Origin of the sequence: Rhodococcus sp. RCBS9 (assembly GCF_029457415.1) — a bacterium.
In the GTDB taxonomy this organism is placed as follows: domain Bacteria; phylum Actinomycetota; class Actinomycetes; order Mycobacteriales; family Mycobacteriaceae; genus Rhodococcus_F; species Rhodococcus_F qingshengii.
Genome location: NZ_CP120422.1, coordinates 5,539,123 through 5,554,291 on the forward strand (window position 1 = coordinate 5,539,123; position 15,169 = coordinate 5,554,291).

A 15,169-nucleotide genomic window follows, 5' to 3' on the forward strand; every position below is an offset into this window, starting at 1 on the left:
ATAATCTTCACTACGATCTCGAAAAGCGGTGGCCCACGGATCAATCCGAGGGCCACCGCTTTCGGTGAAATCGTGAGAGTTCGCTACTGGACGGATTCGAGTGTGCTGCCTCGCGTTTCCTTCACGAACCTCAGGACGACGAACAGCGACAACACTGCCATGACGGCGTAGCCGGCGTAGGTGTACGACAGATTCCAATCGGCCAGTGCCGGGAACGTCCAGGACACCAGGAAGTTCGCGACCCAGTTGGTGGCGGTCGCAATTCCGACTGCTGCAGCACGCACGCGGTTGGGGAACATTTCGGAGATCAACACCCAGACGACCGGGCCCCAGGACAAGGCGAAGAAGAACACGAATGCGTTCGCCCCGATAAGAGCGATAGTGGCATTGGCTCCGGTCAGTGTGGCCACGGATTCGCCGATCTCGTTCTTGGTCACTGTTGCCGAATGGAAACAGAACGCTGCGGTGCCCAGTGAGATGGCCATACCGGCGGAACCGACCAGCAACAACGGCTTTCGACCGACCCGGTCGATGACGGCGATGGCGACGAACGTACCGACGATGTTGACCAAGGCGCTCACGACGCTGATCAGCAGGGATCGGTCGGCGCCGAATCCGACCGCCTGCCAGAGGGTGCTCGAGTAGTAGAAGATCACGTTGATACCGACCAACTGCTGCAATGCGGCGAGTGCAATACCGACCCACACCAGATGGGAGACCCCGAGCCGCTTCGAGAAGAGTTGGCGGACTGTGGTCTTGGCTTGCTTCTCCGTCAGAGATTCGCGGATCTCGTTCATGCGTTCGGTGACGGCGTCGTGATCTCCACCTTCGAGATCGGAGATGATCTTGCGAGCACGATCGTCCTTGCCCTGCGCCACGAGGAACCGTGGAGATTCGGGAATCGTGGTTGTCATGATCAGGTACAGGACTGCGGGAACCGCCTCGAGCATCAGCATCCACTGCCAGGCTTCGAGGCCTGCGATCTGATTGCGATCACCACCGGCCGCGGCTTGGAGGGCGTAATTGACCAACTGCGACACGGCGATTCCGAGAACGATCGCCAGTTGGTACATCGAGCCGAGACGTCCGCGAATCGCGGCGGGGGAGATCTCCGCGATGTAGGCCGGGGCGATGACTGACGCGAAACCCACTGCCAGGCCGCCGACCACGCGCCAGAACGTGAGGTCGTAGACGCTGAACGGAATTGCGGAGCCTACGGCGCCGATGATGAACAACACCGCGGCTATCTGCATGACGCGGATGCGGCCGAGTCGGTCGGCGAGTGTGCCTGCGATCCAGGCGCCGAGTGCTGCGCCGAGCAGAGTCAGTGAGACCGTGAGCCCGGTGCCCGAGGCGCCGATGTCGTACTTGTCTCGGATCGCACCGACCGCCCCGTTGATGACGGCGGTGTCGTATCCGAACAGAAAACCGCCGAGCGCGGCGGCGCCGGCGAAGAGCACTGCATGTCCGACGTCGGCGCGAGTAGCGCCTGATCCTCCGCCGGAGGCGGTTCCGCTGAATGCCATTCCTGCCCCCTCAAAGGCCCTACGGTCGACACCCCGATGCGCCGATCCATCCGCGAGCACTCTGCACGCTACGCCCACCGGGGCAGATTTGGCGGGGACTCACGCGCCGTTACCCAGCTGAGTCCATTCCCGCAGCGAATCAGCTGGACACAGTGATGTCCTATTGATTGCAGTTATTATGCAAACAATATGGTAAGTGCAGGTGAGGGCGCTTTACTCGCCCGAGAGACGCTCGGCTTTTGCTGCGATGTCTTCGAGATCCTTCGCCATGAATTTCCGGGTCACCCGCGCGCCCAACCGACCGAATACCGCTGTGAAGATCTTCGAGATACGTGAAGTGGATTCGGATTCACCGGAGAAATGCATCTCGAGGATCGTGCCTGTGGCGTCAGGCTTCAGCGTGAACCCACTCGTGTAGTTCATGCCGTGGGAGTTGGCTTTGACGACGGTGCGGGTGGGAGCCTCGACCTCGGTGACCCACATGTCCTCGGTTGCTTCCTTGCCCATCATCTTCCGAGTTTCACGCCACTTGGTGCCGACGGCGTATCCCTCTCCGGCGAGCCGTTCGATACGGATCACGCCGGAGAGGGTGTCGGCAGCGTTGTCGAGGTCCGTCAGGACCTGCCACACAGTGTCTGCCGGTGCGTTGACGTGCCTGGTTACGGAGATCGAAAGTTCTGCCATGCAGGTGAGCATAAAGACCGTGACCGACACTGCATCTTTTCTAGGCGGAGGCGCGCTTTGCGGCTTCGCTCAACGTCGGTGTGATCTGGCCGAGGACCCACGGCGTGCTCAGGACGTTGACGTTGCTCAGTCCGCCGATGACCCGGGTGTCGCTGAGGAATGCGGTGGATCCACGCTTGACCGCGCCGAGTCCACCGACTGCGGGTATGCCGGACGGATCACCGGAGCCGTCGGTGAAGCCGACGATCACATCGGCGTCGATGTCGGCGATGTTCTCGTAGGAGATCGTCTTGAAGAACGATCCACCTGCATTGTCCGCGGCTAGCTTCTCGACGCCCGGTGCGTTGACGAACCCGAGTTCGGTCAGCACCTGGACCCGCGGATCAGTGGGCAGATAGACGTTGATGTTGCTCGAATCGGTGTCGAAGTTGACCACTGCCAATGTCTTTCCGGCGAACTCCGGGTGGGCTGTGGCGGTATCGGCGAGAGTCGCGTCGAGGCCGTCGACGAGCTTGTCGGCCTCTTCGCTCTTGCCGACTGCCTTGCCGACGATGCGGGTCTGGTCCTGCCAGGATGTCTGCCAGGCCGCGCCGGGGTAGGCGGCCGTCGGTGCGATCTTGCTCAGTTGGTTGTAGACGGATTCCTCGAAGCCCTCGTACGGCGCGAGGATGACGTCGGGGGTCAACGACGCGATGGACTCGATCGGCGGTTCTCCGCTGGCCGGCATGTCGAAGAGCGTTGTCTTGTCCGCGTCGAAGTAGTCCTGCGCCCAGGGCATGACGCCGTTATCGTCCGCGCCGTAGGTGTACTTGGGCTGTCCGACCGGAGTCAGATCGAGTGCGTACAGGATGTCCTGCGCGTTCCATCCGAGGGTGACGAGGCGCTCGGGTTTCGAGTCGATGGTCGTGGTGCCGAAGGTGTTCTCGATGCTGACGGGGAATCCGTCCGTACCTTGGGATGGCGTGGATGTGCCTGAATCCGAGGAGCACGAGACAAGTGCGGTGACCGCGATTGCAGCCGCACCGAGGGCAGTGAAGCCCCGAACAGAAGTTTTCATGAAGGGCAGCCTAACCTACTGAATTTCGGCAGCCAAACGAAACCGATTGTGCCGTTTATGCAGGTGGGAGTCGGATCTGGACCGCGTTTCTCAGTGCACCGTTTCGGTGGGCAATACTTTCCTCGTGCGATCACAGCAGAAGATTCTCGGTGCCGCCCTCGGACTGATCGAAGGTGGCGGATTCGAGGCTGTGAACATCGCCGCAGTTGCCACCGCGGCCGGTGTCTCGCGCCAGACGGTGTACTCGATTTTCGGCACACGTGAAGAGGTCGTCTCCCAGGCAATGGGCGGTCTCGCTGTCGAGGTTCTCGGGGAGATCACGGCACAGGTGGAGTCGGTCGACACGGCGTGTGAATACGTCGTCGAATTCATCGTTGCCGCGCGAACTGCCGTGCGTGCTCACCCGGTGCTCGCGACTCTGCTCCTCGCCGAGCGGGGAAACCCTGTCTTCGATCTCGAAATGATGAGTCGAGCAATACCTTTCGCTGGTCAGATGCTCACCCCTATGGTCGAACGTGGCCTCGCCACCGAGGCGGAGTTGGATGAGATAGTGGAAATTGCCGTGCGACTGGGGCTTTCGGTTGTTGCATTCGACAGTGACCTCGTACATTCCGACGACTCCTTGCGGGCCTTTCTCTCGAGGTGGCTCGGGCCCGCAATCCGGTCGACCTCGTAGTTCCTTGCCTGCTCCGCCAAAACCTTGACACTCGAGCGTTAGAGTGTCTAGTTTTGGCGTGCCCGGAATTCTCTGGCGACATTCTTCGAGGGAGCACCAGTCATGTCCGGAGTGAAACGTAGATCGTTCTTGGCCGGTACGGCCGCCGTGGGAGTCGCGATGATGGCGCCACGCACTGCCAGGGCTGCAACAGGGATTCCGCTGACACGTGAAGTGCACCGTGTCGTGGTTATCGGATCGGGGTTCGGCGGCGGGGTGACGGCACTTCGCCTGGCCGAGGCGGGGGTTCCGGTCACTTTGCTGGAGAGAGGGATTCGGTGGCAGACCGGGCCGAATGCCGAAACTTTCCCGCACCCCGCCAGCCCGGACAAGCGCATCCTCTGGCATCAGTCCAACCCGACTCTGTTCGGCAGGCCGGCGATCTTCGAGCCATACGCGGGGTTGTTGGAGACGGTGACCGGTGAGAACATGACCGCGATCTGCGCAGCCGGTGTGGGCGGCGGATCGCTTGTGTACCAAGGGATGACGCTGCAACCGGAAGAAGCGGTCTTCAACACACACTTTCCGGAGGAGCTCGATTACGCACGAATGGACCGCGTCCATTACCCGCGGGTGGCGCGGATGCTGCAAGTGGAAACTGCACCAGACGAACTGATTTCCAGCCCGAACTACGAGGCGGCACGTGTATTCGCGCGTAACGCAACGCGTTCCGGTCTACCCGTGTCGAAGATTCCGATGCCGATCGACTGGAACTTCGCGTTGGCCGAACTGAGGGGTGAGATGAAGCCGTCTTACACCAACGGTGACGGCGCGCTCGGTGTCAACAACGGTGGCAAGCATTCGGTGGATGTCACCTACATTGCGGCTGCGGAAGCGACCGGATTGGTGAATGTGGAGACTCTGCACCAGGTCACCGATGTCGAGCGGGCCGCCGACGGACGGTGGCGCGTGTACGTGGACCGGACCGACATTTCCGGCAAGATTCTCGAGAACAAGATCTTGACGACGGATGCGCTCGTCATGGCTGCCGGCAGCATGAACACCACCAAACTCCTGGTCCGCGCCGCGGCGACGGGGCGGATCACGGATCTGCCGGACGAGCTCGGCGCAGGGTGGGGGACCAATGCCGATCGGATCTACATCTGGTCGGATCTCGCCGAGAACTTCGGTGCGACGCAGGGCGGGCCGGTCGTCTACGGCAGCCGGAACTGGGACGACCCGCATAATGCGTTCACCGTCATTCAGGCGTCGTTCCCGCCGGTGGCGTTCGACGCTCACAGCACGGTGATGGTCGGATTCGGTGTGAGCCACGACCGAGGTCGGTTCGTGTACGACTCAGCGCGGGGTGAGGCGGTGCTCCGTTGGCCGAAGGACGGGGATTCGGCGATCCAGCAAGGCCACATTGGGCCGGCCGCCCAGCAGATCGCGGCAGGAGGACTGCTCACCGACACCAACGCGTTACTGCCGTCCACCTGGCATCCCCTCGGCGGTGCCTGCATGAACTCGGTGTGCGATCTTGATGGGCGGGTTCTGGGCCAGCGGGGGTTGTACGTGCTCGACGGCGCTCTGCTGCCGGGAAACTCCGCTGCGTGCAACCCGTCGATGACCATCGCCGCCGTCGCGGAGCGCGCGCTCGAGAACATCGTGAAAGAGGATGTCGGAACAGTGTTTTGAGCTGCGTACAGTGTGAACTATCGCGAACGGCGCACCCGGAAAATTCGAGTGCGCCGTTCGGCTTTGTCAGAGCGAGAGAATCAGACGCTGGCAACACCGGGCGCGAGGAAGCGCTTGCCGTTGACGGCCTCGGAGGTACCGGTCCGGTCCAGGTACGGCGTGATGCCGCCGTTCCAGAATCCGAATCCGCCGCCGAGCAGCAGGCAGAGGTCGATGTCCTCGGCTGCCGCTACGACGCCCTCGTCGAGCATGATCTGAATTTCCTCGGCAAATGCACGACGTGTGCGCTCGAGGACCTCTTCCGAAGTGGACACCTTGTCACCCTGCGGCCACAGTGCGGCGACCTCGGGGTCGACGGCCTGACCGTTCTCGCCCCAGGTCCACACGCCGGGCTTGCGGGCCTCGACGAGTGCTTCGAGTCCGGGTGAGCTCTTGAACCGGTCCGGGTACGACTCCTGCAGGGTCTCACCGGTGTGCAGTGCCACTGCGGGTCCGACGAGGGCCAGCAAGGTGAACGGCGACATGGGCATGCCGAGTTCGGCGATGGCATTGTCTGCGACGTCGAAGGGGGTGCCTTCGTCGACGGCGGACATGACCTCACCCAAGGTGCGGGTGACGAGGCGGTTGAAGACGAAGCCGGCCTTGTCGCCGCAGAGGACGGCGGACTTCTTCAGCGACTTCGCGGTGGCGAAAGCCGTTGCGAGAGTGGCATCATCGGTCTTGCTGCCCTTGATGATCTCGAGGAGGGGAAGAACGGCCACCGGGTTGAAGAAGTGGAAGCCGACCACACGCTCGGGATGCTCGAGGCCGGACGCCATTTCCGTGATGGAGAGCGAAGAGGTGTTGGTGGCGAGGATGGTTTCGGGAGCAATGAACTGCTCGAGTTCCGCGAAGACCTTCTTCTTGACGTCCATGTTCTCGAAGACGGCTTCGATGACGAAGTCGGTCTTGGCGAACGCGGCCTTGTCGAGGGAACCGGAGACGAGCGCCTTGAGGCGGTTCGCAGCGTCGGGGGACAGGCGCCCCTTGCCCTGGAGCTTCTCGATTTCGGTGTGGACGTAGCCGACACCCTTGTCGATGCGTTCCTGGTCGATGTCGGTCAGGATGACCGGCACCTTGAGCTGGCGGACGAAGAGCAGCGCGAGCTGGCTGGCCATGAGGCCGGCGCCGACGATGCCGACGCCGCTGACCTTACGAGCGAGCGAGCGGTCGGGTGCTCCGGCGGGACGCTTGGCGCGCTTGTTCACCAGATCGAAGGCGTACAGACCAGCCCGGAGCTCGTCCGTCAGCAGAAGATCGGCAAGAGCCTCGTCCTCGGCCGCGAAGCCCTTGTCGAGCGAGGCGGCATCGGTGATGTCGGTGCTGCGAGCCAGTTCGAGCAACTCGACGGCCTTGACGGCGCCGGGAGCGTTGCCCTTGGTCTTGCCGTCGACGATCGCCTTCGCACGAGCAATCGCGTCGTCCCAGCCCTGGCCACGATCGATCTCGGGGCGAGCGGGGGACACTGTGCCGGCGAGGACCTGCGACGCCCAGGTGAGGGACTGCTCGATGAAGTCGGCGGAATCGAGAACGACGTCGACGACGCCGAGTTCGAGTGCCTTCTTGGGGGAGAGCACCTTGTTCTGGTTCAGCGAGTTCTCGATAACCACGGTGACGGCGTTCGACGGGCCGACGAGGTTGGGGAGCAACTGCGTTCCGCCCCAACCGGGGACCAGACCGAGGAATGCTTCCGGAAGACCCAGTGCGCCCGCATTGGCGGCAACCGTGCGGTAGTGGCTGTGCAGTCCGACCTCGAGGCCGCCGCCCAGAGCGACACCGTTGATGAAGGCGAACGTGGGAACGGACGACTCACGCAGGCGTCGGAACACCTTGTGGCCCAAGCGGCCCAGCTCGAGTCCCTGCTCACGAGAGGTGATCGCGGGAACACCCTTGAGGTCCGCGCCGGCGGCGAAGATGAACGGCTTGCCGGTGACGGCGATGGCAACCGGGTTGGCGGCAAAGGCTTCGTCGAGGGCGGCGTCGAATGCTGCGAGTCCGCCGGGACCGAAGGACGACGGCTTGGTGTGGTCGAAGCCGTTGTCGAGGGTGATCAGTGCAAACGGGCCCTCGATGCCGGGGACCGAGATGATCTTCGTGTAGGCGTTCGTCACGACCTCGTCGGCGAATGCTGTTGCAATATCAGACATTTAGTTGACTCCTGCCTGGTAGTCAGCGTGGTTCGGGTTCTCCCAGATGACGGTGCCGCCCATGCCGAGGCCGATGCACATGGTGGTCAAGCCGTAGCGCACGTCGGGGCGTGTCGCGAACTGGCGGGAGAGCTGCGTCATCAGGCGAACGCCCGAGGAAGCGAGGGGGTGGCCACACGCGATGGCGCCGCCCCACTGGTTGACGCGCGGGTCGTCGTCGGCGATTCCGTAGTGCTCGAGGAACGCGAGGACCTGAACGGCGAACGCCTCGTTGATCTCGAAGAGTCCGATGTCCTCGATCTTGAGGCCGGTGCGTGCCAGCAGCTTCTCGGTGGCGGGAACCGGGCCGATGCCCATGACGGCGGGGTCGACGCCCTGGTAGGCGAAGCCCACCATGCGCATGCCGACCGGCAGGCCGAGCTCGGCTGCGGTGTCCTCACCGGCGAGCAGTGCTGCGGTGGCACCGTCGTTGAGTCCGGCTGCGTTACCGGCGGTGATGCGTCCGGCCGGGCGGAACGGCGTCTTGAGCTTCGCGAGATCTTCGACGGTGGTTCCGGGGCGCGGCGGCTCGTCTTCGGTGGCCAGACCCCAGCCCGCGGAACTGCGGGTGGCGACGGGGACCAGGGTGTCGGCGATGAAGCCGGCCTTCTTGGCAGCGTCGTACTTGTTCTGGCTGTTGACGGCGTAGGCGTCCGTGCGGTCCTTGGTGATGGTCGGGAACCGGTCGTGCAGGTTCTCGGCGGTGTTACCCATCACGAGGGCGCTCGGGTCGACCAGGCGGTCGGCGAGGAAACGCGGGTTGGGGTCTGCGCCCTCACCCATCGGGTGGTGACCCATGTGCTCGACGCCACCGGCGATCACGACGTCGTACTGGCCGAAGCCGATGCCCGACGCGGTCGTGGTGACGGCGGTCATCGCGCCGGCACACATGCGGTCGATGGCGAATCCTGGAACGGTTTCGGGGAGACCGGCGAGGATCGCAGCGGTGCGGCCGATGGTCAGGCCCTGGTCGCCGGTCTGCGTGGTGGCTGCAACGGCAACTTCGTCGATCCGTGCGGGATCGAGCTGCGGGTTGCGGCGAAGCAGCTCACGAATCGCCTTGACGACGAGATCGTCTGCGCGCGTGTCGGCGTACATGCCTTTCGGGCCGGCCTTGCCGAACGGGGTGCGAATGCCGTCGACGAAGACGACGTTGCGTTGGTTGTTTGTGGATGGAGCCACGCGAATTCCTCCTGATGGAGCTGCCCACCGCACCGAAGGGCGGTGAGACGTTGGTTCGGCGATCACGGCCAGGCGTCCGGCCTCGTATCGAGCGTACTACTGCCCATTACTGACCGGTAACTTAACGTGCCGAATTGCTCCAACCTCACACCGGGGTCAGGTCAGGATTCCGGCTCTTCCACTTCGGGCTCGGCCGGGACCACGGAGTTCAGTGCCTCGGCGAGGACGGGAACGGTCAAAGTGCGTTGCCAGCCACGTGCGCCACCGGAAGTGAGCTTGGTCTCGATCGCAGTCTCGACTTCGGCGATGTCCGAGTCGGGTTCCAGTTTCCAGTCCCAGCACAGGCGCCTGACCAGGTCGGGTTGGAGCAGATTCTCCACGGGCACCGAAACCTCTTTGCTCAGGTCCGACAGTGCTGCGCGCGCCGCGGTCAACCGATCAGCCGCCGCTGGATCCTGGCGGGCCCAGCGACCGGCAGCGGGCGGCCCGACGATGGGCGGGGTTTTCGGCGGAAGCTCGCTGTCGGGGAGCTTGCGCGCGGCTTCCAGTGCATCCATCCAGATACGCGAATAACGGCGTTGACGTGGTCCGCCGAAGACGGGAAGCGAGCGGAGCGCGTCCAACGACCGAGGATCTTTGAGAGCGGCATCGATGATCGCGGAGTCAGGAAGAACCCGACTCGGAGACACGTCGCGCTTGCGTGCGAGATCCTCGCGCGCCTGCCACAGCGCCCGTACCGCCGCCAACTGACGGGTGGTCTTGAGTGAGGTGATGTGCGACGTACGACGCCAGCGGTCCGGTTTGGGCTTGGGCGGGCCGGCCAGACGGATGTACTCGAACTCTTCCTTCGCCCACTCGAGCTTGCCTTGGGATTCGAGTTCGGCTTCCATTGCGTCGCGCAGTTCGAGAAGCACTTCGACGTCGAGGGCGGCGTAGTTCAACCAGGCGTCCGGCAGCGGACGTGTCGACCAGTCCGCAGCCCCGTGACCCTTGCGAAGTTCCACTCGCAGGGTTCGTTCCACGATCGCGGCGAGTCCGACTCGCTCGAACCCGGCCAGTCGTCCGGCCAGTTCGGTGTCGAACAGCTCGGCCGGCGTCAGGCTCAGTTCGGCGAGGCCGGGGAGATCCTGATCGGCAGAGTGCAGCACCCATTGCAACGGGTTGATCACCTCGGCCAACGGCTGCAGGTCTTGCGCTGTCGGAATCGGGTCGAGCAGGAACGATCCTGCTCCTTCGCGTCGAAGCTGGATCAGGTACGCCCGTGCCGAATAGCGGAATCCGGATGCGCGCTCGGCGTCCACGGCGAGCGGGCCGTGGCCGGAGGCCAGCGCGGCCGCGGCGTCGGTGACACCGGCGGCAGTGGTGATGACGTCCGGAACTCCGTCACGCGGAACGAGCAGCGGAACTACGTCGGAGGTGGGCTCGGTTGCATCATCGGTGACTTCGGACATGGTCACTGACTCTACGTCGCAGTCGGGGCCGGGGTTGTCACCTCAGCGTCGAACAGTTCGTCGAGTGCGGCTCCGAAACCTTGCGCGAGCTGGTCCAATTCGGGGGCCAGATCGGAGCAACTGACGATGCCGACGTCGAGTTTTCCGTCGAGAGACATCACAGTCACGTTGAGACCTGCTCCGTGAAAGATCGGGCCGAGCGGGAACATTCCCTTGATCTGGGCACCGAGGAAGTAGAGCGGCACCGGCGGTCCAGGCACATTCGACACGACCAGGTTGGACACGACGGGGTGACGCTCGGCGAGTTTGAGCGACGAGTACACGCGCATGGCGGCGCCGAACACCGCCGGCGAAGCGAACTGCGACCAGTCCTGGAGCATGTTCGCGCCCAGAGCCTCGTTGTGGTTCTTCGAGGTGGCGTTGTAATCGCTGATCGCGTGCAGGCGTTCGACCGGATCGGCGATCTGGGTGCCGAGTTGCGTGAACATGCCCGAGATCTGGTTCGTGCCCGGACGATCGGATTTGCCGTGGACCGACACCGGCACCATGGCGACGAGGGAGTCCTCCGGCAGTTCGTCCCGGTCCTCCAGATACTTACGCAGTGCCCCGGCGCAGAGCGCGAGAACCACGTCGTTGACCTTGACGCCGTGACGGTCCTTGACGGCTTTGACCTTCGCGAGATCGAGTTGGCTGAACGCGACGTTGCGGTGACCGGTGATCGCGCCGTTGAACGAGGTCCGCGGCGCGGTGAACGGAGCAGGCATCGCTTCACCCTTTCGCGCACGCGTCACCCACTTCGGGAGCATGGCGATTCCGCCCGGGACCAGACGGGCAATTCTTGCGGGCCGGGCGATGACGGCCATGAGTCCGCCGATCGCGATGTCCAGCGTTCCCGCGTCGCCCGCACCCTGTGCTGTGGGATCCACGAGCGCCGGTGAATCCGGTTCGAGACTGCACAGCTGAGCCAGGATGTTCGCGCCGGTGACACCGTCGGCAGCGCTGTGATGGATCTTCGACATGACGGCGATCTGTCCGTCGGCAAGTCCCTCGATGACCCACATCTCCCACAGCGGTCGGGAACGATCCAGCGGTTGGCTCGCGATGTGTCCGGCGAGCTCTGCCAGTTCCGCGTGTGTGCCGGGAGCAGGTACCGCGGTCCGATGGCAGTGCCGCTCGATGTCGAAATCGTGATCGTCGACCCACACGGGGTAGTCGAGATTGAGACGGGAATCTTTGAGTTTGCGCCGGAAGGTCGGCATGGTGGCCATTCGCGAGTCCAACTCGCGAAGCAGCTTCCGGTAGTCGTAGCCGCCCGGGATGGTCGTGGGGTCGAGCAGGACAAGTCCACAAACGTGCAATAGCTGGGTCGGTGTTTCCAAGTAGAGGAAGGTCGCGTCGAGTCCGCTGAGACGTTGCATGACTCATTCTAGAACAGGTTCTAGTATTTTTCCGGGGGAATGCTCAAACGAGTGACAGAGTCAGTCGTTCTGCCGCGACAGCGTGGTTATCCCGGCAGGCGGAAGCCCCGCCGCGTACGCGAGAACCTCGCAGAAAGCCTCGACGTGGTGAGCCAATTCGGACGAAGTTGCAGTCCAGGACGCTCGCAACTCCAGTTGATGGGCTCGCGGAGGCCCGGCGATGTCGCCGTACCGCACGGAAGTTGTAGCTGTGACCGTACCGCCCAGGGCCACAAAAGGTTCCGGTCCGGCCTCCAAAGCGTCCACCAGCCAACTCCAGGCTACTTCGGGAAGTAGTGGATCCGCGGCGACGGCTTCGTCGAGATCGGCCTGGATGTACGCCACCAACCGCATGGTGCCGTTCCACGCCTCGTCGCCGTCCGGATCGAACAACAGGATCAGGCGGCCGAAAGCGTCACCTTCGGACTGCTCGGCCACGACGTCGGAGTCCGGGTGGAGAACCTCGGCCCCCACCGCGTGGCTGTACGGAGCGAGGCGCTGCGGCGGGCGGATGGGACCGACCTCTATCTCGGGCCGAACCCGCGCAGCGGTCATCGCCTCCACGGCGGCACGGAACTCGGCCGGGTCGGCTGTCGATCCGGATGTCGTCACAGGTCAGGACGTTAGTCGGGGATGCGGGCGGGGAGGTGGAGGCGCGCCGACCGAGTGTGGCTCGGGTGTGTGGCCGCTCACGAACCGCTCGGGTGTCCGATCCCGAGTGTGGGACGTGGCAGCATTGAGTCGATCGAAGACACACGTTGGCGGAGAGCGCGAGGACTGATGAGCGGGTTGGACAACATGAATTCAGGCATTACCGGGTCGGCGGAATACAGCGCTCGGCGAGTCTTGCCCGACGCACCGTTGCTTGCCGCGGCGACCGGACGCACTCCGAGTCGACGGCCGGTGTGGTTCATGCGTCAGGCCGGGCGTTCGTTGCCGGAGTACCGCGAGATCCGCGCCGGGATCGGCATGTTGGAATCTTGTTTCGATCCGGCGCTGGTCTGTGAGATCACGATGCAGCCGGTGCGCCGTCACGACGTGGACGCGGCAATCCTGTTCTCGGACATCGTCGTTCCACTCAAAGCCGCGGGAATTGATCTCGACATCGTTGCCGGCGTCGGACCGGTGGTCGCCAATCCGATTCGCTCCATCGCCGACGTTGCAGCACTCCCGCGACTGGTTCCCGAAGAGGTAGGCGCAATCGCGCAGGCCGTTCGGCTTCTCACCACCGAGTTGGGCTCCACGCCGCTGATCGGCTTTGCCGGAGCGCCGTTCACTCTGGCGTCGTATCTGGTCGAAGGTGGTCCGAGCCGGAACCACGAGAAGACCAAAGCGCTCATGCACTCCGATCCGAAGACCTGGCACGCGTTGCTCGGAAGTTTGGCCGACACCACGATCTGCTTCCTGCAGGCGCAGCTCAAGGCGGGCGTCGACGCGGTCCAGCTGTTCGACTCGTGGGCCGGCGCGCTCTCGCTGGCCGATTATCGGGAATTTGTCCTGCCGCATTCCGAGCGAGTGTTCGCCGAGGTTGCCGCTGCCGGCGTCCCGCGTATCCACTTCGGTGTCGGCACCGGTGAACTTCTCGGCGCGATGGGGGAGGCAGGCGCCGACGTCGTGGGTGTCGACTGGCGGATTCCGCTCGACGTCGCGGCTGGTCGTGTCGGTCCGGGTAAGGCGCTGCAGGGCAACCTCGATCCCGCCGTACTGTTCGCGGGCCCCGAGGTGATCGATCGTGAGGTGCGCCGGATCGCCGCCGAAGGGGACCGCGCGATCGAGGCCGGTGCCATCGGCCACATCTTCAACCTCGGCCACGGAGTTCTTCCCGACACCGATCCCACGGCGATCACCGCGGCGGTGGAGCTGGTGCACTCGCTGTGACGACCAATCGGCCATCGGTCGCGGTGATCGGAGGAGGAATCTCCGGTCTGGTTGCCGCGTACCGGCTTCGGCGCAGTCTGGGCTCCGAAGCGGACATCACGATCGTCGACGACTCACCGCGGCTGGGCGGGAAGCTGCGAACGATTGATCTGGGCGGTGGCCCGATCGACATCGGTGCCGAGGCTTTCATCGCCCGTCGGCCGGAAGTTCCTGCGCTTCTCGCCGAGCTGGGACTGACCGATCAGATCGTCTATCCCGCGGGCCTGAGTCCGTTGATCTGGTCTCAGGGCTCACTGAATCGGTTGCCGACCGGAACCCTGATGGGAATCCCGGCTTCGGCGGAGTCGGTTCGAGATCTTGTCGACGAGCAGACCCTGGCGCGCATAGCGGCCGAGGCCGGCGTCCCGCTGGAGTGGACCCGCGGTTCCGATTGCAGTGTTGCCGAACTGGTTTCGCAGCGATTCGGTGATCAGGTGGTCAGCCGATCGGTGGATCCGCTTCTCGGTGGGGTGTACTCGGGGCTGGCGGAGACCATCGGCGTGCGTGCAGCTTTGCCGACACTCGCTGCGGCCCTCGATGCGGGCGCTCGGAGCCTCACGGATGCAGTCGCAGCCGCATTGCCGACGCCTGCACCGGGGCCGGTGTTCGGAGCGCTCAGAGACGGGTACGGCATCCTGCTCGATGCGCTGCAGCAGGCCGCCGACGCGACCTTCGTCCGTGGCGAGGCTTCTGGGTTGCGCAGCGACGGGGCTGGTTGGAACGTCGATCCGCTCGGAAGCGTCGACGCGGTGATTCTGGCCGTCCCGGCGCCGCGCGCGGCGGCGCTGTTGGCCGGAGTCGATGCGGATGTTGCGAGTACCGTCGCTCGGATCGAACTGGCGTCGTCCGCGGTGGTGGCGCTCCGGTTGTCCGGGCAGGTCGAACTTCCGCAGAATTCAGGGATCCTGGTAGCCACCGACGCCGACCTGACCGCCAAGGCGTTCACGCTGTCGAGCCGAAAGTGGACACACCTCGCTGATCGCGGTGAGCACCTCGTTCGGGTGTCGTTCGGTCGATTCGGTGCATCGGAGATCGTCGACCGGCCGGATGGTGAGTTGATCGACTTCGCGCGCGCCGATCTCGAGACCGTGACCGGAATCACCGAGGAGCCAGGCGCGACCTTCGTACAGCGGTGGCACGGAGGTCTTCCCCAATACGCCCCAGGTCACACGGAAATCGTGGCTGAAATCGAGTCCGGGATGACGCAGTTCGACGGCCTCGCCCTGGCCGGGTCGTGGCTGCACGGCGTCGGGGTTCCGGCGTGTGTCGCAGTCGGCACGACGGCGGCTACACGGATATTCGAGCGAGTGGCACGATAGA

General features: G+C 64.1%; 12 protein-coding genes. 4 read left to right on the forward strand and 8 right to left on the reverse strand.

Translation table 11 applies throughout. The features are described from left to right. Nucleotides 1-83: 83 nt before the first annotated feature. The 3 genes from P0M12_RS26050 to P0M12_RS26060 all read right to left on the reverse strand — a co-directional run bounded on the left by P0M12_RS26050 (nucleotide 84) and on the right by P0M12_RS26060 (nucleotide 3,267). On the reverse strand, nucleotides 84-1,526 hold the full coding sequence (locus P0M12_RS26050) for a sugar porter family MFS transporter (RefSeq protein ID WP_007732869.1): 1,443 nt from the start codon (nucleotides 1,524-1,526) through the stop codon (nucleotides 84-86). Between the two features lie 213 nt (nucleotides 1,527-1,739). Then, nucleotides 1,740-2,210, reverse strand: coding sequence for an SRPBCC family protein (locus P0M12_RS26055; RefSeq protein ID WP_277377058.1), 471 nt, complete (start codon nucleotides 2,208-2,210; stop codon nucleotides 1,740-1,742). Nucleotides 2,211-2,250: 40 nt separating this feature from the next. Beyond that, entirely contained in the window at nucleotides 2,251-3,267 is a 1,017-nt protein-coding gene (locus P0M12_RS26060) for an iron-siderophore ABC transporter substrate-binding protein (RefSeq protein ID WP_058227947.1), read from the reverse strand. Nucleotides 3,268-3,391: 124 nt separating this feature from the next. Here P0M12_RS26060 and P0M12_RS26065 point away from each other — a divergent pair, with 124 nt between their 5' ends. Together P0M12_RS26065 and P0M12_RS26070 are read left to right on the forward strand one after the other, a co-directional pair. Next, entirely contained in the window at nucleotides 3,392-3,943 is a 552-nt protein-coding gene (locus tag P0M12_RS26065; RefSeq protein ID WP_042920005.1) for a TetR/AcrR family transcriptional regulator, read from the forward strand. 102 nt (nucleotides 3,944-4,045) lie between these two features. Beyond that, nucleotides 4,046-5,617 carry a GMC oxidoreductase gene (locus P0M12_RS26070; RefSeq protein WP_277377059.1) on the forward strand — a complete coding sequence of 524 codons (1,572 nt, stop codon included), beginning with the start codon at nucleotides 4,046-4,048 and terminating at the stop codon, nucleotides 5,615-5,617. 80 nt (nucleotides 5,618-5,697) lie between these two features. Here P0M12_RS26070 and P0M12_RS26075 read toward each other — a convergent pair whose 3' ends face one another. The 5 genes from P0M12_RS26075 to P0M12_RS26095 all read right to left on the reverse strand — a co-directional run bounded on the left by P0M12_RS26075 (nucleotide 5,698) and on the right by P0M12_RS26095 (nucleotide 12,544). Then, nucleotides 5,698-7,803, reverse strand: a complete 2,106-nt coding sequence (locus tag P0M12_RS26075) for a 3-hydroxyacyl-CoA dehydrogenase NAD-binding domain-containing protein (protein WP_277377060.1) — start codon at nucleotides 7,801-7,803, stop codon at nucleotides 5,698-5,700. Next, nucleotides 7,804-9,024 (reverse strand): thiolase family protein, encoded by a 1,221-nt coding sequence (locus tag P0M12_RS26080; protein WP_003942598.1) that lies wholly within the window; start codon nucleotides 9,022-9,024, stop codon nucleotides 7,804-7,806. 161 nt (nucleotides 9,025-9,185) lie between these two features. Further along, on the reverse strand, nucleotides 9,186-10,475 hold the full coding sequence (locus tag P0M12_RS26085; RefSeq protein ID WP_230359829.1) for a ribonuclease D: 1,290 nt from the start codon (nucleotides 10,473-10,475) through the stop codon (nucleotides 9,186-9,188). Between the two features lie 11 nt (nucleotides 10,476-10,486). Further along, nucleotides 10,487-11,893 (reverse strand): wax ester/triacylglycerol synthase family O-acyltransferase, encoded by a 1,407-nt coding sequence (locus P0M12_RS26090; protein WP_003942594.1) that lies wholly within the window; start codon nucleotides 11,891-11,893, stop codon nucleotides 10,487-10,489. 60 nt (nucleotides 11,894-11,953) lie between these two features. Next, nucleotides 11,954-12,544: a DUF3000 domain-containing protein gene (locus P0M12_RS26095; RefSeq protein WP_003942604.1), complete on the reverse strand. Its 591-nt coding sequence runs from the start codon at nucleotides 12,542-12,544 to the stop codon at nucleotides 11,954-11,956. A gap of 198 nt (nucleotides 12,545-12,742) precedes the next feature. Here P0M12_RS26095 and hemE point away from each other — a divergent pair, with 198 nt between their 5' ends. Then, on the forward strand, nucleotides 12,743-13,810 hold the full coding sequence (hemE, locus tag P0M12_RS26100; RefSeq protein WP_172827084.1) for a uroporphyrinogen decarboxylase: 1,068 nt from the start codon (nucleotides 12,743-12,745) through the stop codon (nucleotides 13,808-13,810). Next, the gene (locus tag P0M12_RS26105; RefSeq protein ID WP_277377061.1) at nucleotides 13,807-15,168 is read left to right on the forward strand and encodes a protoporphyrinogen oxidase; all 1,362 of its coding nucleotides are present in this window, start codon (nucleotides 13,807-13,809) and stop codon (nucleotides 15,166-15,168) included. Before hemE ends, P0M12_RS26105 begins: the two co-directional genes overlap by 4 nt. Nucleotide 15,169: the final 1 nt, after the last annotated feature.